20 protein-coding genes and 1 pseudogene are annotated in these 22,735 nt (G+C 72.9%); 5 read left to right on the forward strand and 16 right to left on the reverse strand.

The features are described 5' to 3' along the window. Nucleotides 1–10: 10 nt before the first annotated feature. From ACPA54_RS36970 to ACPA54_RS37020, 11 genes and pseudogenes are all read right to left on the reverse strand, one after another. A complete protein-coding gene (locus ACPA54_RS36970) occupies nt 11–427 on the reverse strand; it encodes a PIN domain nuclease (protein ID WP_423536655.1) in 417 nt (138 codons plus the stop codon). Further along, the gene (locus ACPA54_RS36975; protein ID WP_423536657.1) at nt 424–582 is read right to left on the reverse strand and encodes a hypothetical protein; all 159 of its coding nucleotides are present in this window, start codon (nt 580–582) and stop codon (nt 424–426) included. Before ACPA54_RS36975 ends, ACPA54_RS36970 begins: the two co-directional genes overlap by 4 nt. Nucleotides 583–708: 126 nt before the next feature. After that, nucleotides 709–1,656: a UDP-glucose 4-epimerase GalE gene (gene galE / locus ACPA54_RS36980; RefSeq protein ID WP_423536659.1), complete on the reverse strand. Its 948-nt coding sequence runs from the start codon at nt 1,654–1,656 to the stop codon at nt 709–711. 80 nt (nt 1,657–1,736) lie between these two features. Beyond that, nucleotides 1,737–1,968, reverse strand: a pseudogene (locus ACPA54_RS36985) (serine/threonine-protein kinase); the annotation flags it as partial. A 55-nt stretch (nt 1,969–2,023) separates the two neighbouring features. Next, nucleotides 2,024–2,776, reverse strand: coding sequence for an urease accessory protein UreD (locus tag ACPA54_RS36990; RefSeq protein ID WP_423536661.1), 753 nt, complete (start codon nt 2,774–2,776; stop codon nt 2,024–2,026). Nucleotides 2,777–2,845: 69 nt separating this feature from the next. Next, a complete protein-coding gene (gene ureG / locus ACPA54_RS36995) occupies nt 2,846–3,580 on the reverse strand; it encodes an urease accessory protein UreG (RefSeq protein WP_423536663.1) in 735 nt (244 codons plus the stop codon). A gap of 75 nt (nt 3,581–3,655) precedes the next feature. Beyond that, nucleotides 3,656–4,345, reverse strand: coding sequence for an urease accessory protein UreF (locus ACPA54_RS37000; RefSeq protein ID WP_423536665.1), 690 nt, complete (start codon nt 4,343–4,345; stop codon nt 3,656–3,658). Between the two features lie 155 nt (nt 4,346–4,500). After that, nucleotides 4,501–6,216, reverse strand: a complete 1,716-nt coding sequence (locus tag ACPA54_RS37005; RefSeq protein ID WP_423536667.1) for an urease subunit alpha — start codon at nt 6,214–6,216, stop codon at nt 4,501–4,503. After that, complete coding sequence (locus tag ACPA54_RS37010) at nt 6,213–6,575, reverse strand: urease subunit beta (RefSeq protein ID WP_423536669.1); 363 nt, start codon at nt 6,573–6,575, stop codon at nt 6,213–6,215. The genes ACPA54_RS37005 and ACPA54_RS37010 overlap by 4 nt, the downstream gene beginning before the upstream one ends. Nucleotides 6,576–6,697: 122 nt before the next feature. Next, on the reverse strand, nt 6,698–7,000 hold the full coding sequence (locus ACPA54_RS37015) for an urease subunit gamma (protein WP_423536671.1): 303 nt from the start codon (nt 6,998–7,000) through the stop codon (nt 6,698–6,700). 314 nt (nt 7,001–7,314) lie between these two features. Beyond that, entirely contained in the window at nt 7,315–9,426 is a 2,112-nt protein-coding gene (locus ACPA54_RS37020) for a S9 family peptidase (protein ID WP_423536673.1), read from the reverse strand. A gap of 1,186 nt (nt 9,427–10,612) precedes the next feature. On the opposite strand from ACPA54_RS37020, the gene arfB reads away from it, so the two are divergent. The 3 genes from arfB (at nt 10,613) to ACPA54_RS37035 (ending at nt 12,462) form a co-directional block, all read left to right on the forward strand. Further along, on the forward strand, nt 10,613–11,035 hold the full coding sequence (gene arfB / locus ACPA54_RS37025) for an alternative ribosome rescue aminoacyl-tRNA hydrolase ArfB (protein ID WP_423536674.1): 423 nt from the start codon (nt 10,613–10,615) through the stop codon (nt 11,033–11,035). Between the two features lie 187 nt (nt 11,036–11,222). Further along, nucleotides 11,223–11,654, forward strand: coding sequence for a DUF6086 family protein (locus ACPA54_RS37030; protein ID WP_423536676.1), 432 nt, complete (start codon nt 11,223–11,225; stop codon nt 11,652–11,654). 268 nt (nt 11,655–11,922) lie between these two features. Beyond that, nucleotides 11,923–12,462 carry an ATP-binding protein gene (locus ACPA54_RS37035; protein ID WP_423536678.1) on the forward strand — a complete coding sequence of 180 codons (540 nt, stop codon included), beginning with the start codon at nt 11,923–11,925 and terminating at the stop codon, nt 12,460–12,462. 55 nt (nt 12,463–12,517) lie between these two features. Here ACPA54_RS37035 and ACPA54_RS37040 read toward each other — a convergent pair whose 3' ends face one another. From ACPA54_RS37040 to yidD, 3 genes are all read right to left on the reverse strand, one after another. Next, on the reverse strand, nt 12,518–13,756 hold the full coding sequence (locus tag ACPA54_RS37040) for a cytochrome P450 (protein WP_423536680.1): 1,239 nt from the start codon (nt 13,754–13,756) through the stop codon (nt 12,518–12,520). A gap of 336 nt (nt 13,757–14,092) precedes the next feature. Continuing rightward, entirely contained in the window at nt 14,093–15,271 is a 1,179-nt protein-coding gene (locus tag ACPA54_RS37045; RefSeq protein WP_423536681.1) for an acyl-CoA dehydrogenase family protein, read from the reverse strand. A gap of 544 nt (nt 15,272–15,815) precedes the next feature. Continuing rightward, entirely contained in the window at nt 15,816–16,709 is an 894-nt protein-coding gene (yidD, locus tag ACPA54_RS37050) for a membrane protein insertion efficiency factor YidD (RefSeq protein ID WP_423536682.1), read from the reverse strand. 444 nt (nt 16,710–17,153) lie between these two features. Here yidD and ACPA54_RS37055 point away from each other — a divergent pair, with 444 nt between their 5' ends. Beyond that, on the forward strand, nt 17,154–17,873 hold the full coding sequence (locus ACPA54_RS37055) for a hypothetical protein (RefSeq protein ID WP_423536684.1): 720 nt from the start codon (nt 17,154–17,156) through the stop codon (nt 17,871–17,873). Nucleotides 17,874–18,224: 351 nt separating this feature from the next. Here ACPA54_RS37055 and rsgA read toward each other — a convergent pair whose 3' ends face one another. Both rsgA and ACPA54_RS37065 read right to left on the reverse strand, forming a co-directional pair. Continuing rightward, nucleotides 18,225–19,319 (reverse strand): ribosome small subunit-dependent GTPase A, encoded by a 1,095-nt coding sequence (gene rsgA / locus ACPA54_RS37060; RefSeq protein WP_423536686.1) that lies wholly within the window; start codon nt 19,317–19,319, stop codon nt 18,225–18,227. Between the two features lie 343 nt (nt 19,320–19,662). Further along, nucleotides 19,663–20,949, reverse strand: coding sequence for a YihY/virulence factor BrkB family protein (locus ACPA54_RS37065; RefSeq protein WP_423536688.1), 1,287 nt, complete (start codon nt 20,947–20,949; stop codon nt 19,663–19,665). Between the two features lie 18 nt (nt 20,950–20,967). Here ACPA54_RS37065 and ACPA54_RS37070 point away from each other — a divergent pair, with 18 nt between their 5' ends. Next, nucleotides 20,968–22,614 carry an acyl-CoA dehydrogenase family protein gene (locus tag ACPA54_RS37070; protein WP_423536690.1) on the forward strand — a complete coding sequence of 549 codons (1,647 nt, stop codon included), beginning with the start codon at nt 20,968–20,970 and terminating at the stop codon, nt 22,612–22,614. Nucleotides 22,615–22,735: the final 121 nt, after the last annotated feature.

Below are 22,735 nucleotides of genomic sequence, written 5' to 3' on the forward strand. Positions count from 1 at the left end.
CCTCCGACCCTCAGTCGGCGGTGCCCGGCGGCGCAATCCACCGCATCGGCTGACCGGTGATGGCGGCGATCATGTCGTAGTCCCCGTCGTAGTGGAGCACCGTTACGCCGTGACGCTCGGCGGTCGCGGCAATCAGCAGATCTGGCAGGGACAATGCTCGATGTATGCCCTTGGCGACGGCCAAGTGCCGAACGTCGATCGCGCGATCCCAGACCTCGTCGGGCATGGGCAGATGGTCGAATCCGCGCAGCCACTCACGCATGCGCAGCGCCTCGCCGACGTTGCGCGCCGAGTACATGACTTCCATTTCGACCGGGCCGCACACGGCCAACCCGCCGCGTTCGCTCAACTCGTCGAGCAGCAACCTCGCTTGGGGCTTCGCCCGGCGTTGGAGCGCCGAAGTATCGAGTAAGTAGGAGTCGGTCATGCGGCACCTGTGCCCGCATCACGGGCGTCATAGGTGAGATCGATCTCGCCGCTGTCGATCGCCGCGAAGAACTCGTCGCGCAGCCGCTTCTTCACCGCTTCTTCCATGGCGGCGCGCACCGCGGCCGCCTTGGTCTTCGTGCCGTACAGACGCATGGCCGCGGCCGGCGTGGGGAGCGGCTATGCTGTCCCTGCTCGCGAACTGTGCAGTTCGCATGGAGGGCGCCCTTTGGCCGGGGCGCCCTCCGTTTTTTTGCGGGCGTTTCCTGCGGCCGGGGTGCGTCAGGTGAGCAGGGACCAGGCGTCGGCGACGATGCGGTCGAGGTCGGGGTGCTCGGGCTTCCAGCCGAGGAGGGTGCGGGCGCGGTCCGCGGAGGCGACGAGGACGGCGGGGTCGCCCGCGCGGCGGGGGGCGTCGACGGCGGGGATCGGGTGGCCGGTGACGCGGCGGCACGCCTCGATCACTTCGCGTACCGAGAAACCGATGCCGTTGCCCAGGTTGCAGATCTCGTGGACACCGGGGGCGGCGGCGTCGAGGGCGAGCAGGTGGGCGCGCGCGAGGTCGGCGATGTGGATGTAGTCGCGGATGCAGGTGCCGTCGGGGGTCGGCCAGTCGGTGCCGTAGACGGACACGTGGTCGCGCGTGCCCTGGGCGACCTGGAGGACGAGCGGGATCAGGTGGGTCTCGACGGTGTGCCGTTCCCCGAGGCCGGCGTGGGCGCCCGCGACGTTGAAGTAGCGCAGCGACACCGCGGCGAGGCCGTAGGCCTGCGCGTAGGAGCCGATCATGTGGTCCACGGCCAGCTTGGACGCGCCGTACGGGTTCGTCGGCCGGGTCTCCGCCGTCTCCGCGATCGGCACCTCGACGGGGTCGCCGTAGGTCGCGGCCGTCGAGGAGAACACGAAACGCGGCACGTCGTGCTCGCGGACGGCGTCCAGCAGGGCGAGGGAGCCCGCCACGTTGTTGCCCCAGTACCTGGCCGGCGCATCGACGGACTCGCCGACGAGGGACTTCGCCGCGAAGTGCAGCACCCCGTCGTACGCCGCCGCGGCCAGCACCGGCCCGGCCTCGGTGATGTGCGCCTCGACGAACGCCGCCCCGGCCGGCACCGCGTCGCGGTGGCCGGTGGACAGGTCGTCGAGGACCGTCACGTCATGCCCGGCGCCGAGCAGCATCGCCGTCGTCACCGAGCCGATGTATCCGGCGCCACCGGTCACGAGGAGTCGCATCAGTTTGTTCCCTTTCGTCGACCCGGCTCGAGGACAGTAAATCGTGCCGGGGAGAGGTGAGAGAACCGTGAGGACGGCCGGACCGCCTGCTGCAGGGACGGGCCGGGGATGTAGGCGGTGACCAGCCACGGCGGGTCGGCATCGGGATCGGCCTCGACCACTTGTGCGGTGTGGAACCCGCCGACCCGGCGGGCTGCCTCGACCTCGGTGGCGAACCGGCGCCGGAATCCGGGATCGCCGGGCAGTTCGGGCCGGACCAGCTTGACCGCGACGGGGGCCGCCGAGAGAGCGGCCCAGGAAGACCTGCCCCATCCCGCCGCCGCCGAGCCGCCCCTCCAGGGGGGATTGTCGTGCATCGAGGTCCGATTCAGGGCGAGGTTGCGGCAAGGCTTCTGGAGGAACCGACGGGTGGGATCGTGGCACCGGCAACTGCGGTCGGCTCGGCCTCCCCCACGCCTGCCTCCTCCGCCATCAACTGCTCGGCCCGCAGCGCGTCCCCCGCCACCACCGTCGTCAGCCGTCCCCCGCCCGCCAACGCACACACCGCGCGTCCCGGCACGCTCGGCAGCCGCGGCGCGAGGTCGGGGACGTCCGGGTACCGCAGTTCGGTCCCGACCACCGTGCCCCCGCACGTGCCGGCAGGCCCGCGCCACCCGGGCTTGGCCGCCGGCCCGTACGCCGCCTGCTGGCGCAGCAGCACCCGGCCCTCGGCGCTCACGTCCCACCGCGACAGGGCATCGCCGCACGGCTCGAACGCCCTTCCGAGCACCAGCGTTTCACGCATCAGCAGCCGGGTCGCCCGCCCCAGCGTGACCCGCACCGCGGACTCGTAGCGCGCCCCCGCGGCCACCACCACCGGCTCCGGCAGCCACGCCAGTTCGCCGCCGTCCTCGACGTCGATCTCCACCCGCTGCCGGGCCGCCGCGCCGGTGCCCGGCAGGACGACGGACGCCGCGGCGGTGCGCACCGTCAGCCGGGCCCCGGCCCCGACCTCGATGCGCACCGCCAGCTCGTCACCGCCGAGCGGCCCCGCCGCCCCGCCGACGAACACGACCTCCGCGCCGGAACCCGGCACCGCCGCGACCCGGGGCAGCAACGGCGCCCGCCCCTGCAGCACCACGATCCGGCTCCCCGTACCCTGCCCGCTCGGCGCCGTTTCCGCCCGTACGACGGCCACAGCTTCCACGCGTCACCCGGCCGATCGCGCGGACTCGACCGGATCCGCCACCACCGGCACCGCCACTCCCGACTGCCACGCCGCCAACTGCGCCCGCACCCACGCCACCACCGGGGCCGCCCCGTCCGCGCCGCCGCGCAGCGACAGGAACACCACCGGTGTCCCGGGCCGCATGCGCTCCGCGTCGCGGGCCATCACGCCCAGGTCCGCGCCGACCATCGGCGCCAGGTCCGTCTTGTTGATCACGAGCAGGTCGGAGCGCATCACCCCGGGCCCGCCCTTGCGCGGCACCTTGTCGCCGCCGGATACGTCGATGACGAACAGCTGCACGTCGGCGAGGCCGCGGCTGAACGTCATGGTCAGGTTGTCGCCGCCGGACTCGACGAGCATCAACTCCACGTCGCTGTGCGCCGCTTCGAGATCTTCGACAGCGTCGAGGTTGCCGCTGATGTCGTCGCGTACCGCGGTGTGCGGACAGCAGCCGGTCCGCACCGCGGCGATCCGGTCCGCCGCGAGGACGCCGGCCGCCCGCAGGAAGTCGGCGTCCTCGGTGGTGTAGATGTCGTTGGTCACGACCGCCAGCGACACGTCCCCGGCCAACGCCCGGCACAGCGCCGCCACCAGTGCGGTCTTGCCGGACCCGACCGGTCCTCCGATCCCGATCCGCAGCGCCCGCGATCCGGGGGCGTCGGGCGCGGAGCCGTGTGCGCGGCCCCCGTTGCCGGGGTTGTGTTCGACGTGGGCCATGACGGCGCCTCCTGGAAGGGCTATGGGGCTCGGTCCGAGGTGGGATAACCAGTGGACGCCCCTCAGCCGACCGCCTCACGACGCAAAGTGCACGACCTCCTCGTGTTCGTGCAGCTCCGCGCTCACGTCGAGGCCGGGCGTCGACCAGGCGGGCAGCCGGTCCCAGTCGCGGTCGGCCATCACCGTCCGCGCCGCCGCGACCGCTTCCGCCGCGACCTGGTCGCAGTGCCCGGTCATTTCGGCGAGGACGACGGTGACCGCGATCGGGTCGAACGACAGGAGCTTCACCGCGGCCGAGGCCGGGCCGTTGACGGTGTGCGTCGCCGCGAGGACGGCCGCGCCGTGGGCGTCGAGCCGGGCCCGGGTCGCCGCGGCGCCGAGCACCACCGCATGGTGCGGGGAGACGCCGAGCGCCGTCCACGGGTCCTCCGGCCACGCGGCGCGCGCGATGCGGCGCAGCGCGCGGCCTTGCGCGCGGGAAGAGGCGCGGGCCGGGGCGGACGGGGTGCGGGCGTCGAGTTCCGCGTCGAGTTCGTTCCACGGCGCGTCGGCCGGCACCGCGTACGGTCCGGCGGCCAGGGCCGCGCAGGCGGCGAACGCGGCCTGCACCGTGCCGGCGCCGTAGAGGCGGCCGAGGAGGAAGTCGGTGAGTGTGTCGAGGTCGTGGACGTCGCCGCGGGCCACCGCGTTTTCCAGTCCGCCGGAGTGGGCGTGTCCGCCCGCGGGGAGTCGTGAGTCGCCGAGGAGAAGGAGTCCCGCCCCCATGATGTACCACCCCAAACTTCAAGTACCGTTCGAAGCCGTCGATTCCGGTCCTGGCCGGTCACCGCTGCCGATTGGCCATGTGCGTGTCGCGGCCCCTTGCGGGCCCGCCCTGCACGGTCAGGCTACCTGTCGGTTGTTAACGGAAGGCAGCCGGGTCAGAACAGGAAGTAACGCTGCGCCATCGGCAAAGCGGCAGCGGGCTCCGATTCCACCTTCTCGCCGTCGATGCGCACGGCGAACGTCCCGGGGTCGACCTCGATGCGCGGGGTCGCGTCGTTGAGCGGCATGGCGCTCTTGCCGCGGGCGCGCACGTCGGCGACCGGAACGAGTCTGCGGCGTACCGCGAGGCGGTCCGCGAGGCCGGCGTCGAGCGCCGCCGGCGCGACGAAATGCACGCTCGTGGCACGGGCGTTCGCGGCGCCGAACATCGGCCGCGGCAGCACCGGCTGCGGGGTGGGGATGGACGCGTTGGCGTCCCCCATCGCGGCGTGCGCGATCGCCCCGCCCTTGAGCACGAGGTGCGGGCGCACACCGAAGAACGCGGGCTCCCACAGCACCAGATCGGCGAGCTTGCCGACCGCGACCGACCCGATCTCGTCGTCGAGGCCGTGCGCGACGGCCGGGCAGATCGTGTACTTCGCGATGTACCGGCGTGCCCGGAGGTTGTCGGATGCACCGTCACCGGGGAGCGCACCGCGCCGCACCTTGTTGACGTGCGCGGTCTGCCACGTCCGCAGCACGGTCTCGCCGACTCGGCCCATGGCCTGGCTGTCCGATCCGATCATCGAGATCGCGCCCAGGTCGTGCAGCACGTCCTCGGCGGCGATCGTCGACGGCCGGATCCGGGATTCCGCGAAGGCCAGATCCTCCGGCACCGACGGGTTGAGGTGGTGGCACACCATCAGCATGTCGAGGTGTTCCTCGACCGTGTTGACGGTGTGCGGCCGGGTCGGGTTCGTCGACGACGGAAGGATGTTCGGCAGCGCCGCGACCGTGATGATGTCGGGCGCGTGCCCGCCGCCGGCACCTTCCGTGTGGTACGCGTGGATCGTCCGGTCCCCGATCGCCGCCAACGTGCCTTCGACGAAGCCGGTTTCGTTGAGTGTGTCGCTGTGCAGCGCGACCTGCACGCCCGAGGCTTCGGCGACGCGCAGGCTGGCGTCGATCACCGCGGGGGTCGAACCCCAGTCCTCGTGCACCTTGAACCCGGCCGCGCCGGAGCGCAGTTGCTCCCACAGTGCGGCGTCCGAGACGGTATTGCCCTTGCCGAGGAGTACGAAGTTGATCGGGACGTCGTCCAGTGCTTCGAGCATCCGGGCGAGATGCCACGCGCCGGGCGTGACCGTCGTCGCCTTGCTGCCTTCCGCGGGTCCGGTGCCGCCGCCGATCATCGTGGTCACGCCCGCACCGAGCGCCTCGGCGAACTGCTGCGGGCAGATGAGGTGGACGTGGCAGTCGACGGCGCCCGCGGTGAGGATCCGCCCGTTGCCGGAGATCACCTCGGTGGACGGGCCGATCACCAGGTCGGGGTGCACGCCGTCCATGGTGTCCGGGTTCCCGGCCTTGCCGATGCCGCAGATCCGGCCGTCGCGAATGCCGACGTCGGCCTTGACCACACCCCAGTGGTCGAGGATGACGGCGCCGGTGACCACCGTGTCCGGTGCGCCTTCCGCACGGGTCACGGCGGATTGGCCCATCGACTCGCGGATCACCTTGCCGCCGCCGAAGATCGCCTCGTCGCCGCCCGCACCGCGCGGACGGCAGAGGTCTTCGGTCACTTCGACGATCAGGTCGGTGTCGGCGAGCCGGATGCGGTCGCCGGTGGTCGGGCCGTAGAGCAGCGCGTAGCGGTGCCGGTCGATCGCGCTCATGCGACCGCCCCGTCGGCGGGATCGGCTTCCGTCGGCGGTGCCGGTGCCACCGCGTCGAGGGTGCCCCCGCGGCCGTCCTTCAGCCCGGGGACGACGCGGGCACCGGCGATCGGCACCAGCTCCACCTCGCGGACCACGCCCGGCTCGAACCGCACGGCCGTGCCGGCGGGGACGTGCAGCCGCCGCCCCCACGCCGCCGCCCGGTCGAAGTCGAGCGCGTCGTTGGCCGCCGGGAAGTGCAGATGCGAACCGATCTGCACCGGCCGGTCCCCCGTGTTGAGAACCCGCAGCGCGGTGACCGGACGGCCCGGGTTGAGCGGCACCGGCCCCTCGCCGAGCAGGACTTCACCGGGCACCACGGGCCCGGGCGACGCGGCAGGGCGGACCCGGCCGCGAGGCCGGGCGGTTGCCGGTCCGGAGCCGGGTCCGACGCCGTTGGCGGACCCGGAACCGTTCGGGGACGCGCCGCCGCGACCGGCGGTCACGGGATCGGGTGGTGCACCGTCACCAGCTTGGTGCCGTCCGGGAACGTCGCCTCCACCTGCACCTCCCCGAGCATCTCGGGGACGCCGTCCATGACGTCGTCCCGGCCGAGCACGTGCCGGCCTGCCTCCTGGAGATCCGCCACACCGCGCCCGTCGCGGGCCCCCTCGAGGAGGAACGACGACAGGACGGCGATCGACTCCGGATAGTTGAGCCGCAGACCGCGGGCTCGGCGCCGACGCGCCAGGTCGGCCGCGTACGAGAGCATCAGCCGCTCCTGTTCGTGCGGTGTGAGCAGCACGCGCGGGTCCCCCGTTCTTCCGATCGACCGGTGCCTCCTGGCTTGCCCACGAGAATCCCCGGCCCGTGTTTCCCTCCGGTGCGGCCGTTGTTACCGACAGGTATCCAACTGCTCACGCTCCCGGTCGGGTTCGCATACGTCCCAGTCTGTCCGGACTGCGGTGCCGGGCGCGGCGGACGCGCCCGGCACGAACGGGTGATCACGATCGGGTGAGATTCTGCCTTGTTCTGCCTTGTTCTGTTTTGTTCTGCTTTGTTTGGCTTTACTCGGCTTTGCTGGTCTTTCCGTCCGCCGCTGTTGCCGGTGTCGCGACGTCAGAACCCTTCGCCCGGGGGCGCCTCGATCGCATCCGCCGGCGCGAACCCGAACACTTGCCCGTAGAACCACAGCTCCGCTTCACGCGCGCGGATGATGTTCTCCGCCTTCCGGAACCCGTGCTGCTCGCCCTCGAATGCCAGGTACACATACGGCAGGCCCTTGTCACGCACCGCACCCACGATCATCTCGGCCTGCGACGGCGGCACGACCTCGTCCTCCAGGCCCTGGAACACCGCGAGCGGGCAGTCGATGCCGTCGACGTGGTTGATCGGCGAACGCTCCGCGTACACCCCCGCCTTGTCCGGGTACGGCCCGACCAGCCCGTCCAGGTACCGCGATTCGAACTTGTGCGTGTCCCGGGCGAGTGCCGCCAGGTCCGCGACGCCGAAATGGCTCGCGCCCGCCTGGAACGTGTCGCCGAACGCCAGCGCGGCCAACGTGGTGAACCCGCCCGCGGAACCGCCGCGGATCGCCAGCTTTCCCGGGTCGACCACCCCCGTGTCGGCGAGGTGGCGTGCCGCCGCCTGGCAGTCCTCGACGTCGACGACGCCCCAGGCACCGTCGAGGAGTTCCCGATAGGGGCGGCCGTAGCCGGTGCTGCCGCCGTAGTTGACGTCGACGAACGCGAACCCGCGGGTCGTCCAGTACTGGATGTTCAGCGTCAGCATCGCCCGCGTCATCGACGTCGGCCCGCCGTGGATCGACACGATCAGCGGCGGCAGCGTCCCTTCGGGCGCCTGAACCTTTGCGTGCCGGGGCCGGTACAGGATCGCGTACGCCGTGCGCCCGCCCGCGGACGGGAACGCGATCGGCTCGGGCACCGCCACCCACTCCGGCCCGATCACCGGTTGCTGCGCCGGGCGCAGGCGTTCCAGGAGGGCGTGCGCACCGTCGACGTCCTGGCCGCCGGCGAGCGGCTGCGTATCGTCGATCTCCGCGGCCACGCCGCCGGCTTCCACCGCGGGCTGCGGCAGCGACACCCCGAGCGGTTCGGCGGGCTCGGCGGGGCCGGCACCGACGAGCACCACGTCCGGGCCGCCCGCCGGGCCCGCGACGACCTCGTCCATCCAGGTCAGCCCGGTGACCAGGGCCTGCGGGGCGAGTTCCGGACGGGCCGGGTCGGCGACGGCCAGATCGCACAGGCCGTCGCGGACCAGCCGGCACGCGATCCGGCCGTCCGGCAGGAACGCGAACACCCGCATGCCGAGGGACCACTGCGGACCGCCGATCTCCGCGTCGACCGGCGCGACGACCTCGACCTGCCCGCCCGCGCCCACCCGGTGCAGGTTCCACCACCCGCCGCGGCGGTCCGAGGCAAACCACAGCGCGCCGTCCGGCCCCCACGTCGGCTGGACCACCGACTCGCCGGGACCGCCCGCGACGACCTCGCCGTCGCCGAGCGCCGGGCCGCCTTCGGGGGCGGTGCCGACGGGGGCGACGACGAGTTCGGTGGCGTCCCACGGCATGTCCGGGTGGTTCCACTGCGTCCAGGCGAGCGCCGAACCGTCGGGGGCGACCTGCGGCGACGACACGAAGTCCGGCCCGGTCACCAGCACCCGGACGCCGCCCGGGTCCGCGGCCGCAGACCCGTCCAGCGGGAACGCGACGATCTCGTTGACCGCCTCGCCGTGCGCGGCGACGGTGTCGGGCGCGTGGCTCTCCCGGACCGCGACCACCCACGCCCGGTCGCCCCACACGCCCGCGGGCACGATCTGGGTGGCGCCGTAGCGGAACCCGTGCGGGACGGGCGGCTCCGGGGTGACCGGCACCGCGGCGTCGGCCGCGACGCCCGGGTCGAGGCGGTAGACGCGCTGGTCGGACCAGTTCGCGTAGACCAGGACGCCGCCCCGCACGTTCCAGGCGTCGCCGCCGTACTCGTGCACCCGGGTACGCGCCGACACCCCGTCGGCCAGCATGTCGGTACGCGTGCCGTCCGGCGTGCGGCGCACGATCTGCTCACGCCCGCCCTCGGACGGACGCGCCTCGGACCACCACACGTCGGCGCCGTCCACGCGCACTTCGAGCGGCACCGCGACGCCGGCGACCAGCGACTCCGCGGTGACCGGTGACGGCCAGGAGCCGTACGGGAGTTCGGTGTGTGTCGTCATGGGGTGATTCTGTCGCGTCCCGGAGCGGCACGGGGTGACGTGGGGCGGACGACACGGTGGGGTGGGGGTGGGCGGGGGGTGGTTTGGGGTGCCGGGGAGGCGAGTTGGTCGGTCGGGACGGACCGGCCGGGCGGGTTGGCAGGGCGAGACGGGCGTGTGGGGTCAGTCGGCGCGGCCGGATCCGGACGGTGCATCGGCGCCGTTCGGCGAGGCAGGTCGGCTCCGCGCGGGCTTCACGCGTCGGCGGGGCGCGTTGGCCGGTCGGCACGCACAGGCCGGGCAGATCGGCACGGCGGCAAAGGGGCAAGACGGGGCCTGTGGGATCCGGCGGTGCGGCCGAGTCGGGCGGCGCGGAGGCCGGCCGGCGACGCAGGCCGACTCGGCACGGGCACCGCCAGCCGGCGAGGCCGCGGAGCGAGTTGATGCGTCGGCACGCACAGGCCAGACGGGTCGCCCAGGCAAGACGGGGCCTGTGGGATCCGGCGGTGCGGCCAAGTCGGGCGGCGCGGAGGCCGGCCGGCGACGCAGGCCGACTCGGCGCCGGCACCGCCAGCCGACGAGGCCGCGGAGCGAGTTGACGCGTCGGCACGCACCGACCAGACGGGTCGCCCAGGCAACACGGGGCCTGTGGGATCCACCGTGCGGCCGAGTCGGGGCGGCGCGGAGGCCGGCCGGCGACGCAGGCCGGCCCCCGCGCCGGCCGGCCTGCGTCGCCGGCGCCGCCAGTCGGCGGCGCAGCAGGGCGAGTTGGTTGGTCAGCACGCAGCGGCCAGACGGGTCGCCCGCCGAAACGGGGCGTGAGGTCGGTCGGCGTCGCCGGGTCGGACGGTGGCTCAGGCTGTCGGCGAGGTGGGTCGGCTCGGGCGCGAGCAGCAAGGGTCTGCGGCTGCTGCCCCGGCCGTCTTCGGAACTCCTCGGCCGCGGAGCGCGCGCCGCTGCCGCAGCCGAGGGGGCACTTGGTCGTGTCGGCCGGGCTGAGCCCGGCTACGCCCGGCTCGACTCGCCGCCGCCCCGGATCGACCCGACCCCGGTCCGTTCAGCCCGACCCGACGCGGCCTGACTCGACGTGGCGCGGGCCCACTCGACCGACTCGGGACGACCCGCCCCGGCAGCGTCGAACACCGTCCTCGCCGCCGGAGGGAAAACCCGCTCGCACCTGCCCGCCCCCACGGCGGACAATGGGGGAATGCCGACAGATCTCGATATCCGCGGCTCGGTGGTGCCCGCGGCCGAGCTGTCCTGGCGTTTCTCGCGCTCCTCCGGGCCCGGCGGGCAATCCGTCAACACGACGGACAGCCGCGCCGAAGTGTCCTTCGACCTGGCCGCGACCACGTCGCTGCCGGAGTTGCTGAAGACGCGGGCACTGCACAACCTCGCTGACCGGCTCGTCGACGGCGTCCTGACCGTCGCCGCATCCGAACAGCGTTCCCAACTGATGAACCGGCAGGCCGCCCAACGCCGCCTCGCCGAACTCCTCGTCACCGCCACCGCACCGCCCCCGCCGCCCCGCCGCCCGACCCGCCCCAGCCGCCGGGCGAAACAACGCCGACTGACGGAGAAACACCAACGCTCCGAGGTCAAACGGCTACGCAAGTCCCCCGACGACTGACGCTGCTCCGGCCGGGAGGTGACAAAGTCCGGTGGCCGCGCCGCGGCCGCCCCATCGACGGGCCACGCCGACGACCACACTCGCCGCCTGCAGCCAACGCGAGCCCTCGACCGGCAAGCGCCCCCGCCACCCCACGCCCCCGCACTCGCCCGACGCGCCCGCCCACGCCACCAGCTCCGGGACCCGCATGAGCCAGTACTACGACCTCGGCGACCGGACCCTCTGGAATCCGTCCAACGGCGCGTCCCGGCTGTTCCTGCGCGAAGTGGCGGTCTTCGAGGCGGAACTCGGCGTCCCGTCCGGCCTCGGCCCGATGGAGAACGACGCGTGCGAAGTCGACCCGGCCGCGCTCGGCGTCTTCGTCGACGCGCTGGTGGACCGGCACCGGCGGATCAGGCACGCGGTCATGCACGCGCTGTCCGAAGGCTTCGTCGCCACGATGCTGGTCCTCGCGGAGCGTGCGGGTGTCGGAGTGCGGTGGGAGTCGGCCGAGTCGGACCCGGCCGCGGCAGCTCACGACGTGCAGGCCGGCCCCGCGGTCGGTCGTCCCTCCCAGGTCGCGGTCGATCGCGCGCTGCGCCGCAAAGCTCAAGAGCTGTCCCGATTCATGACGGTCTGACAGGCCGTAACGCGGGCGGATGACGACAAAGTCGACCAGAAAAGCGCCGTCGGATGTCATTCGCAATCAGCCGCGGAGAACCGCACGTACCGCATCGCGGGGCGCCCCACACTGGCCGTCCACGTCCTTCCGCACATCGGAGGATTTCCCGGATGCGCCGTCCTTTCGCGGCAGCCTGCCACGCGTCGGCTTCGACAGCGCGCCAGGCCGCGGCTCCCCTCGCAGGCCCCCCGGCCGCCGACCGCCCCGTGCGGCGCCGGAGACCGTGGTGAGCGCCGCGGGGCGCCCCGGATCGCGCCGCGCGGCGCACCGGGAGCGCGCCGAGGCGCGGCTGCGCCGTACCGCCGACGTACCCGCCGCGTCCCGCGGCGTGCCGGTCCCGGCGCCGCGGTCCGCGCCCCCCGGTCCGGTGCTGGTGCGGTGGACGCTGCCGCCCGTGCTCGCCGCGGTGCCCGAAGTCCGGCACCGGTTGCGCGATCTCCTCCGCGGCTGGCGGGTCGACGACGAACTGACCGACACCCTGCTGCTGGCCGCGACCGAACTGGTGTCCAACTCGGTCCGCCACGCCGCGGTGCTGACCGAGCAGGTCCGCGTGACCTGCGCGATCGCGCACGGGCGAATCCGGCTCGACGTCAGCGACGACCATCCCTTTCGGCCGCGCGCGTTGATGGACACCGGCATGGACGCGGAGGACGGCCGCGGGCTGTTCATCGTCAAGCTGACGATCGCGGAAGCGCACGGCGTGATCGACGTCCTGGCCTCGGAGACCGGCAAAACGATCCGGATCCGCGTGCCGCTGCCCCTCTAGCGTCGGACGAAGCGGACGGGGCGGACGGAGCGGCCGAGCACAGGGGTCGGGCCGGTCAGACGGGAACGACCCGGATCGGCGCCGACTCCCACGACCGGCTCACCTGGCCGAGGCGCCGCACCGGCTCCCCCGCGAGTTCGATCCGCTCCACCTTGCGGACGAACGCGTTGAGCAGCGTCTTCGCCTCCAGGCGCGCCAGCGCCTGACCCGGACAGTTGTGCGCGCCCGAGCCGAACGCCAGGTGGTCCACCGGGTTCCGGCCCACGTCGAACCGGTCCGGGTCCGCCCACTTGCGCCCGTCGCGGTTCGCCGAGCCGAACAGCAGCATCGCCCGCGAGCCGGCCGGGACCGGCACGCCGCCGACGTCCGCGTCCCGCACCACGGTACGGAAGAACGCCTGCACGGGGGCGTCGTACCGGAGCACCTCCTCGAACACGCCGGGGATCAGCGCCGGGTTCTCCCGCAGCGCCTTCCACTGGTCGGGGTGTTCGGCGAGGAGCACGAGCATCTGCGCGAGGGCGTCGGACGCCGTGCCCATGCCGGAGACCAGGAACGTCATGATCACCGACATCGCCTCGACCTCGTTCACCTCCCCGCGGTCGGCCGCCTCGAAGACCTTGGCGCCCATGCCGTCCGGATCGAGGTTCTCGCGCGTGACAACCTCGGACACGTACGTGATGAGGTCCGCGAGCAGCGGCTGCGCGGCCGCGGAACGCTCGTTGTCCGGGCCGAAGTTGTCGAACACGGCGGCCGCCCAGCGCGGCAGCGGCTCACGGCCCTGCACCGGCAGGCCCACCAGGTCGCCGAGCACGTCGACGGGGAACGTGCGGCCCCAGTCGGCCACCGCGTCGAACGTGCCGCGCGTCAGCAGGTCCGCGACCAAGTCCTCGGCGCGGACCCGGATCATGTCCCCGAGCTTCGGCAGGTGCCGCGGACCCAACTGGGCGCCCATCAAACGCCGGTACCGCTCCAGGTCCGGCGGGTCGATGCTGCTCGGCAGCCCGGCCTCGACCGGGTCCGCGATCGGACGCAGGCCGATACCGCCCACGGACGAGAACGTCTCGTGGTCGCGCAGTGCCTCGCGCACGTCCGCGTACCGGCCGATCGCCCACACGTCGTGGCGCGGCAGGTGCACCGCCGGACCGGCTTCCCGGATCCGCGCCCACGCCGGGTACGGGTCGGCCAGCACATCGTCCGCGAACGGGTCGAAGGCGGCAGCGAAGCCCGGGTCGACGCCCGGGCCGGCCTCAAGCGTGCGTTCGGCGGTATCCCCCTGGGCAGGCTGCGTGGTCACGACGCACCTTCTTCCTCGGCCCGTGGCGGCGGACCGTAGACGTCCCGGCGCGAAGGAAGGAGCAGTGCGGGGCAGAGGCCGGGAGAACGCTGGGAGCACGGTAATGGCTTTCCGGGGCCGCCAGAAGGGGTTTGTTTCGGACACCCCTCCGGGCGGGCCCCGATACGCGGCCGTTCCTTGGGCTGTGCGTTCCCTCGTGGCTTTCCCTCGTGGCTTTCCCTCGTGGCTTTCCCGCGCTGCCTTCTCCCGGCCCGGTTGCTGCCGACGCGACTACTCCCCGCCGGGCTTCCCCCGCCCGGTCGCTCCCGTCGTTCCCGTCGCTACCGGCCCCGGTGCTCAGCGGAACGCGTCGAATCCCGTCAGTGCCTTGCCGATCACCAACGTGTGCATCTCGGACGTGCCCTCGTACGTCAGCACCGATTCGAGGTTCGTCACGTGCCGCATGATCGGATACTCCAGCGAGATCCCGTTGGCGCCCAGGATCGTGCGGGACGTCCGGCAGATCTCGATGGCTTCCCGGACGTTGTTGAGCTTGCCGAAACTCACCTGCTCCGGCCGCAGCGTCCCGGCGTCCTTGCGGCGGCCGATGTGCAGGGCGAGCAGCAGGCCCTTGTGGAGTTCGAGCGCCATGTCCGCGAACTTGGCCTGGGTGAGCTGGAACCCGCCGATCGGCTTTCCGAACTGCTCGCGCGTCCGGCTGTAGTCGAGCGCCGCTTCCAGACAGGTCCGGGCGGCGCCGAGGGAACCCCACACGATCCCGAACCGCGCCTCGTTGAGACAGCTCAACGGCCCGCGCATACCGGTCACCTCGGGCAGCACCGCATCCGCGGGCAGCCGCACGTCGTCCAGCACCAGTTCGCTGGTCACCGACGCGCGCAGCGACATCTTGTGGTGGATGTCGTGCGCCGAGAACCCGTCGGTGCCGGTCGGCACCACGAACCCGCGGATGCCCGCGTCGGTACGCGCCCACACCACCGCCACGGACGCCACCGAGCCGTTGGTGATCCACATCTTGCGGCCGTTCAGCACCCAGTCGGTGCCGTCGCGCTTGGCGTACGTCCGCATCGACGCCGGATCCGACCCGTGGTCCGGCTCGGTCAGCCCGAAACAGCCGATCGCCTCACCCGCCGCCATGCGCGGCAGCCACTCCTCCTTCTGCGCCTCGGACCCGAACCGGTGGATCGCGAACATCGCCAGCGACCCCTGCACCGACACCAGCGACCTCAGCCCCGAATCGCAGGCCTCGAATTCCAGACAGGCCAGGCCGTACTGCACGGCCGACGCGCCGGTGCAGCCGTAGCCCTCCAGATGCATGCCGAACGCACCGATCCGGCCGATCTCGACGGCGAGCTCCCGGATCCCGGGCAGCTCACCGCGCTCGAACCAGTCCGCCACATACGGCGCGACCCGGTCGGCACAGAACCGCCGCACGGTATCCCGGACGGCCAGTTCTTCGGCATCGAACAAGTCGTCGATCCCCAGCGGATCGCGCGGATCGATCGGCGCGAGCGCCATACGTGCCTCCCAGGGCCAGGTCGAACGGTCTTCCGGCACACCACCGCACCGGGCCCGGCACCGGCGCTCCGCCCGTCCATCCGTCCGGACCCGCCGCACCCGACCCGGCCGGAAACGACCGGGCAGAACAAGTGACGGCCCCTTGCTACCACCCGGTTCACCCGGCTGTCTGCGGGGAACACCCGAACGCTGCGAGGGACCGCCGCAACGTCCGCTTCGGCATCCGGGCCGCCGGTCACCCGCGGACCCCGACCCTTCCGATCAGGTCCGGACCGGCGACGCATCCGGACGACGCGGACCACCACCCGATCCCGGAACCGAGCGCCGCCGGCCACCGCGGCACCGCATCCGCTACCGCTTCACACGCCTTTCTCCCGGTTCGGTGCGCGTGTGCCTGCGTGTGGACTTCGTGTGACTGCGTGGGTTGGCGTGGGTTGGCTTGGGTTGGCTTGGGTTGGCTTGGGTTGGCTTGGGATTGCTGCCGTTGCCCGGTCGCCGTCGCGAACCGTGCAGCCGCAACGAAGCACCATCGCGCGTCCTTCGCTCAGCCAACGCGCTGCGGGACCGGGTCGTGCCCTCCCTCATGGCCGGGGTTGCAGCGGGACAAGCGGCGGAGGGTGAGCCGGGTGCCGCGCCAGGCGCCGTGGCGCTGCAGGGACTGGGCGGCGTAGGTCGAACAGCTGGGGGTGTAGCGGCATATCGGTTCGGGCTTGCGGGGGCTGAGGGACAGCCGGTACCAGCGGACCGCGCGGAAGAGCGTGCGGGCGGCACGGCCCCGGGGCAGGACACGGTCGGTCTGCGACAGCGGCTTGCCGTGCGCGGCGGTGCGGATCGGGCGGCCGACCAGCGCGCGGATCGCCGACCACAGCACGACGAACGGCAGCACGAGGACGATGCGGAGCAGGCAGGGGTCGCAGCCCCCGCAGCCGTCACCGCCGCCCCCACCTCCGCCGCGGCTGCCGCCACCGCCGCCACCGCCGAAGCAGCCGTCGCCGTCTTTACGGCCGCCACCTCCGCCCTTGCCGCCGGGCATGCAGCCGCAACCGTCCTTGTCACCCCCGGAGTTCCCACCGGAGCCGCCGACGTTGGCATCACCGGACGGACTGCGGTCGGCAGCCCCCGACGACGAGCTGCCCTGGCCGCGGCCCCCACCGAACGGACCGTCGCCCCGCGCCGAGTCACCCCGCCCGTCCCGGCCACCGCGCCCACCGCCACCGCCACCCGGCCAGGAGCCGGGGCCGTCCCCGGTCCCGCTCTCGTCGAGGATCACATCGAGCACGTCGTCGCCGTCGTCGTCGGGCCCGCACGGGTTCGCACACGGATTCCGGTACGGCTCACGGCAGTCCCGCCGGTGCTGCACCGGCTGCTGCCCGCCCGCGCCGTACGGATTGCCCCCGCCCGCGGCCCCGCCGCCGAACGGATTCCCTGTGTGCGCCATTGCTCGACCCTTTCCTCCCCGTCAACCCGGCACCGAGCGACCCCGCCTGCCCCGACACCTTGCCAGAGGCCCCGACAAGCCCATCGGTTCCCCGCGAATTTTGCCGGGTACGCCCCCCGATCACACAACCGACCGATCCGGAACACGCGAGCACCGCGGCAGCTCCGAAACGGTGCGCAACGGCAGAAGAAGCGCACCGATGCGTACGGTCGACGTTCGCGCCTCGGCCCTGTCCGTCACCGCGTCGCGAACTCCGGGCCGAACTACATGAATCGTCAACATCGCGGCAACAAGCGATTCCTAGCCTCAAAACAGCCACGGAGGAGTAGCCGCGGCGTGTCCCACATCAGGACACGCCGCCGACGCATGCGCTCACGGGCCCGTTCGACAGACGCGTGTTCACGACGGTCGGCGTGCCTCGGCGCCGACACGACGGAGACAGCAATGAGCACGCCCGACGCCGCGACCAGCCCCGAACCGCCGAACCCCGCGCTGGAGAGCGCCATTCGCCAGGCGACGGACGGCCCGTGGTGGGCCGGCTTCCACACGGGAATCGCCGAACTGCGCGGACGCCTCGCCGCCGCGCGGCAGGCGTCCGCGCCGTCGGCGCCCTCGCCCGACGTAGGAGCAGCCGCGGCTGCCGACTTGTCGTCGGCGGTCCACGCGATCGTGCAGGCCGATCCGCCTGCCCCGGGGGCGCCGTCGACTCATGAGGAACGCCGCGCCGAGGCGGTGCGTTCGGGTCTCCGAACGACGCTCGGCCATGTCACGGTGCTGGCGCACCGGGACGCGCAAGCCGCGATCGCGGCCGCGGATGCCGCGCCACCGCGCGCGCCGTACGTCGGCGAGGACGAGGGCTCCCGGATCGACGTCGCGTACAGCAACCCCCACTACGGCGCCTACGACGCCGCCCAACAGACGGTGACACAAGGCGCGGCGACACAGCTCGCCACGTTGCGGGAACGCGTCGAGACCGTGCGCACCGCCACCGCCGCACTTGCCGAGCGGGCGGCTGCCGGCGCCCGCCCGGTCGACCGGCTCCGCGCACACGCCCAACTCGGCAATATCCAGGCCCACATGCACGGGCTCACCGCGCACTACCGGAACGAGGTCCTCTCCCGAGGTCCCGCCCAGGCCAAGACCGCCGAGAAGTCCCCGGGCTGACCGGCCGCGTTCGTCCCGAACCACGGAGACCGCGTCACGGCACAGCATGTTCGCGGTGACGGTCGACGAGACGGCACGCCACACGCCCCGTGAACGGCGGCACAACGCCGGGACCGCCGCACGAGCAGGGAAGAGACGGCGGCAGGCCGTCGGCCGGGACGGAGACTGGACGGAGAGCATCCCGACCGACACCCGCGCCCACCGCACCCCGCGGCGGGCGCCGGGCACGGACGGCGGCGGGCCATCGCCCGGAACGGCCTCCGTCCCGACCGACAACCGCACGCCCGCCGCCGTCGCCAGCCGCCGTGGCACCTACCGGCGTCGCCGCCTACAGCCGCCTAACCTCGACACCTACTTCTTCGGCGACGGATTCCTCCGCATCTCCTTGTGGATCACCTTCCACTGCCGCGCCCGTTCCGCCCGCAGGCGCTGGTCGGTCCGCGAAGCGATCCACTCCGCTTCCCGCCGCAGCTTGCGGTAGCTCTCCAGGCGGCGTTCCGGGAGCGCTCCGGTCTCCACCGCGTCGAGGACCGCGCAGCCGGGTTCGGCGACGTGGGTGCAGTCGGTGAAGCGACAGTCGGCGGCGTACCCCTCGATGTCGGCGAACGCCAGGTCCAGGCCGTCCTCGACGTCGTAGAGGCCGACGCCGCGCAGGCCCGGGGTGTCGACGAGGACGCCCCCGCCGGGCAGCGGCACGAGTTCGCGCCAGGTGGTGGTGTGCCGGCCCTTGCCGTCCTGGCGGACGGCGCCGGTTTCCAGGTCGGCCCCGGTCAACGCCGCCGCGAGGGTCGACTTGCCGGCGCCCGACGTCCCGATGAGGGCGACGGTGCGGCCGCTCGCCAGCGCGGCCAGGACGTCGAGGCCGACGCCGTCGACCGCGCTGACAACCAGGACATCCGCGCCCGGGGCGGACGTTTCGACGTCGGCCCGGACGTCGTCCGCATCGTCCACCGTGTCGGCCTTGGTGAGGACGACGGCCGGCTGGGCGCCGGAGTCCCAGGCGACCGCGAGGAGGCGTTCGATGCGGCCCAGGTCGGGTTCGACGTCGAGGCCCACGACGACCAGGACGAGGTCGACGTTCGCCGCGAGCACCTGGCCTTCGGAGCGGGCGGACGCCGACGACCGCGTGACCGCGGTACGCCGGGTCAGCAGCGCCTCGACCGCGGTGCCGTCGGCGGTGAGCACGGCCCAGTCGCCCGTGCACGGCACTCCGCCGGTGCCGTGCGCGGCGCGCACGGTGCCGGCGGCGGTGACGACCTCGCACAGCGAGCGGTCGACGCGCGAGACCCGGCCGACGGCGAGACCGCGGTCCGCGTACGGCGCGAACTCGGCGTCACGGTCGGCGTCCCAGCCCAGGGCGACGAGCACCGCCGGACCGGCGGACAGGTCGGCGGAAGCCGACGAGGACAGAACGGAAGGAGATCCGAAAGAGAATTCGGAGATCACGTCGGGAGACCCTTCGAAACGGGTCCCTGCGAAAGCCGTATGCGGACGGAGCCGCTAGAAGGCCGGGACCCGGAGGTGTGTGGTGGACGCGAAAGCGGGGCCGCGCACAACGGCCACAGTCCAGGCGACGTTGCTCTTCACGGTCTCCACCTCCCCACTCTCCACAGCTCGACAGGTCAACGGCACGAAGCCGACACACAGACTACGGGGATCCCCGACCCGGATCCACTCCTTTTCCCGGTCCCCGCACAAGCGCCGCACACACCGAACACACGCACACACCGCACACAGCGAGCGTCAGCGCCGCCCACGCAACGGCCGACCGGATACAGCAGCCGGATCCCTACCGGCTCTCCCGCCGCACATGATCGTCCGGCCCCGCATTCGTCGGCCGCACCGGCGGCCACAGCTGCTCGTCGAGCGACAGCCCCGGCGGCGTCTGCCCCAGCGGAAGCTGCACCGGCGGCGGCCCCGCGTCGATGCGGTGGTTGCCGTTGCGCGTCTCGGGCGGCTTGCCGCGCGACGGGTAGTTGGCCCAGCGCTCGGGGAACTCCGACGGCGGTTCGTCCGCGTCCGCGCCGTCCGGCGCGATGAGGTCGACGGTCTCGTCGGCCGGGTCGGCCGGGTCCCAGTCGCCCGGGAGCCCGCGGTGCCGGCCCGCGCGGCGGACGGTCGCCATCGCGCGGGCGATCTCCGCGGCGGCCTCTTCCTTCTCCTTCTCGGCACGCGCCTGCGCGGTCTCCTCGCTCGGCCAGACCTGGTCGATGGCGGCGTTCATCGCCGCGCCGATGAGGATCGCCATCGCGGCGAAGTACATCCACATGAGCACCGCGACAGGTGCCGCAAGCGACCCGTAGACGGTCGGGCCGTCGACGGTCGTCGCGAGGTACACGCGCAGCAGGAAGCTGCCGAGGATGCACAGCAGCAGGGCGACCAGCGCGCCCGGGATGTCCTCGCGCCACGGCGTCCGCACCGGCACGGACACGTGGTAGAGCGTGGTGAGGAAGCACACCGACAGCACGACCAGCACAGGCCAGTACAAGATGTGCACCGTCCCCGCGAAGTGCGGGAACGCCTTCACCACCAGATCGGGCCCGGCCAGCAGCAGCGGGATCAGGAACATGCCGAGCAGCAGCCCGACCGTGTAGAGCGTGAACGAGAGCACCCGGGTGCGGACGATGCCGCGCTTCCCGGAGAGCCCGTACATGATCGTGATCGTGTCGATGTACACGTTGAGCGCGCGTGACCCGGACCACAACGCGATCACGAAGCCGACCGAGATGATGTCCGCGCGCCCCGACGCGAAGACGTCGTTGACGAGCGGCACGACGACTTGGTCGACGCTCTTCTGCGACAGCACGCTGCCGCTCGCGTCGATGATGTCCTGCTTGAACCCGTCGATGGTGCTCTGCCCGAGCAGCCCCTGGAGGTAGCCGATGGTGCCGGCGAGGCCGAGCAGCAGCGGCGGCAGCGAGAGCAGCATGAAGAAGCCGGCCTCCGCGGCCAGGCCCGTCACCCGGTTCTCGTAGCACGAGATGAACGTCTCGCGGACTATCCGCCAGAGAGCGCTCCGCAACCGGATGCGGCCGGGACCGCGGACCGGCGACCGTTCTTTCTTGTCCGCTGCCACGGTTCTAAAGTATCGGGCATGGGCCGCCCTACCCACGTAGTCGCCAACCAGCCTCCTCCGCTCACCGGATACGACGTCTTCGGCGCCGACGTGGCGCTCGTCGACGCGGTCTCCCGACACGCCCCCGGCGCCGACCTCGGACGGCTCCACGAGCTGGGCCGGCTGGCCGGCGGCGAGACCGCCCAGGAGTGGGGCCGGCTCGCCAACACCCACACGCCGGTGCTGCGCACCCACGACCGCTTCGGCAACCGCATCGACGAGGTCGAGTTCCACCCCGCCTGGCACGACCTGATGCGCACCGCCGTCGGCTACGGCCTCGCGGGCGCGCCGTGGACGAGCAAGGAGCCCGCGCCGCACGTGTGGCGCGCCGCCGCGTTCCTGACGTGGAGTCAGGCCGAGGGCGGGCACGGCTGCCCGATCTCCATGACCTACGCCGCGATCCCGGCGATCCGCACCGACCCGGTGCTCGCCGCCGAGTGGGAGCCGCGCCTGGCCTCCACCGCCTATGGCGACCAGCTCCTCCGCGAACCCGGCACCAAGCCCGGCTGCCTGGCCGGCATGGGCATGACCGAGAAGCAGGGCGGCACGGACGTCCGGGCGAACACCACAGAAGCCGTGCCGCTCGCCGCGGACGGCGAGTACCTGCTGACCGGGCACAAGTGGTTCTGCTCGGCCCCCATGTGCGACGTGTTCCTGGTGCTGGCGCAGGCGCCGGGCGGGCTGACGTGCTTCCTGGTGCCGCGGGTGCTGCCCGACGGCAGCCGCAACGTGTTCGCGCTGCAGCGCCTCAAGGACAAGCTGGGCAACAAGTCCAACGCCTCGTCCGAGGTCGAGTTCGACGGCACGTGGGCGCGGCGCCTCGGCGACGAGGGCCGCGGGGTGTCCACGATCATCGGCATGGTGTCGGCGACGCGCCTGGACTGCACGATCGGCTCGGCCGCGCTCATGCGGCGCGCGGTCGCGGAGGCCGTCCACCACGCCGCCTACCGGCACGTCGGCGGGAAGGCCCTCGTCGACCAGCCGCTGATGACGAACGTGCTGGCGGACCTGGCGGTCGAGTCCGAGGCCGCGACGACGCTGGCGATCCGGATGGCCGCCGCGTACGGCAGCAGCGAGCCCCGGGAACAGGCGCTGTTCCGCATCGCGGTCGCCGTGTCCAAGTACTGGACGACGAAGCGCGGCATCGCGGTCGCCGCGGAAGCGATGGAGTGCCTGGGCGGCAACGGCTACGTCGAGGACGGCGGCATGCCCCGCCTCTACCGCGAGGCCCCGGTGAACGCGATCTGGGAGGGCTCCGGCAACGTGCAGGCGCTCGACGTGCTGCGCGCGCTGCGCCGCGAGCCGGCCTGCCTGGACGCCTTCCTCCTGGAACTCGGCACCGCCCGCGGCACCGACCACCGCTACGACGCGGCGGTCCGCGACTTCCTCACCGAGCTGGCCGACCTGGACGGCATCGAGGTCCGGGCCCGCCGCCTGGTGGAGCGGATGGCGCTGCTGCTGGAGGCATCGGTGCTGCTGCGCTGGTCGACGCCGGAGGTGGCCGACGCGTTCTGCGCATCAAGGCTGGGCGGCGAAGGCGGCCTGATGTTCGGCACGCTCCCGCGCGGCGTCGACGCCGCGTCGATCGTCGCGCGCACCCGCCCACTGCTTCCGTCCGGAATCTGACCGGCCGGACGCGGCCGGACACACGGAGCCGGCGGCCTCCGCACAGGTGCGGGGGGCGCCGGGCGGGGGGGGGGCGGGCCCGGGGGCCACTACGCGGGGGGGCGGGCGGAGGGGGAGGAGC

The sequence above is a fragment of the Uniformispora flossi genome (genome assembly GCF_049534875.1).
GTDB classification, from domain to species: Bacteria; Actinomycetota; Actinomycetes; order Streptomycetales; family Streptomycetaceae; genus Yinghuangia; species Yinghuangia aomiensis.

Bases quoted from the DNA above. Each gene is read 5' to 3' on its own strand.
- ACPA54_RS36970 (WP_423536655.1), bottom strand. From the start codon at position 427: ATGACCGACTCCTACTTACTCGATACTTCGGCGCTCCAACGCCGGGCG.
- ACPA54_RS36975 (WP_423536657.1), bottom strand. From the start codon at position 582: ATGCGTCTGTACGGCACGAAGACCAAGGCGGCCGCGGTGCGCGCCGCC.
- arfB (WP_423536674.1), top strand. From the start codon at position 10,613: ATGCCGACAGATCTCGATATCCGCGGCTCGGTGGTGCCCGCGGCCGAG.
- yidD (WP_423536682.1), bottom strand. From the start codon at position 16,709: ATGGCGCACACAGGGAATCCGTTCGGCGGCGGGGCCGCGGGCGGGGGC.
- ACPA54_RS37070 (WP_423536690.1), top strand. From the start codon at position 20,968: ATGGGCCGCCCTACCCACGTAGTCGCCAACCAGCCTCCTCCGCTCACC.
- ACPA54_RS37020 (WP_423536673.1), bottom strand. From the start codon at position 9,426: ATGACGACACACACCGAACTCCCGTACGGCTCCTGGCCGTCACCGGTC.
- galE (WP_423536659.1), bottom strand. From the start codon at position 1,656: ATGCGACTCCTCGTGACCGGTGGCGCCGGATACATCGGCTCGGTGACG.
- ACPA54_RS37055 (WP_423536684.1), top strand. From the start codon at position 17,154: ATGAGCACGCCCGACGCCGCGACCAGCCCCGAACCGCCGAACCCCGCG.
- ACPA54_RS37045 (WP_423536681.1), bottom strand. From the start codon at position 15,271: ATGGCGCTCGCGCCGATCGATCCGCGCGATCCGCTGGGGATCGACGAC.
- ACPA54_RS37000 (WP_423536665.1), bottom strand. From the start codon at position 4,345: ATGGGGGCGGGACTCCTTCTCCTCGGCGACTCACGACTCCCCGCGGGC.
- ACPA54_RS37005 (WP_423536667.1), bottom strand. From the start codon at position 6,216: ATGAGCGCGATCGACCGGCACCGCTACGCGCTGCTCTACGGCCCGACC.
- ACPA54_RS37030 (WP_423536676.1), top strand. From the start codon at position 11,223: ATGAGCCAGTACTACGACCTCGGCGACCGGACCCTCTGGAATCCGTCC.
- ureG (WP_423536663.1), bottom strand. From the start codon at position 3,580: ATGGCCCACGTCGAACACAACCCCGGCAACGGGGGCCGCGCACACGGC.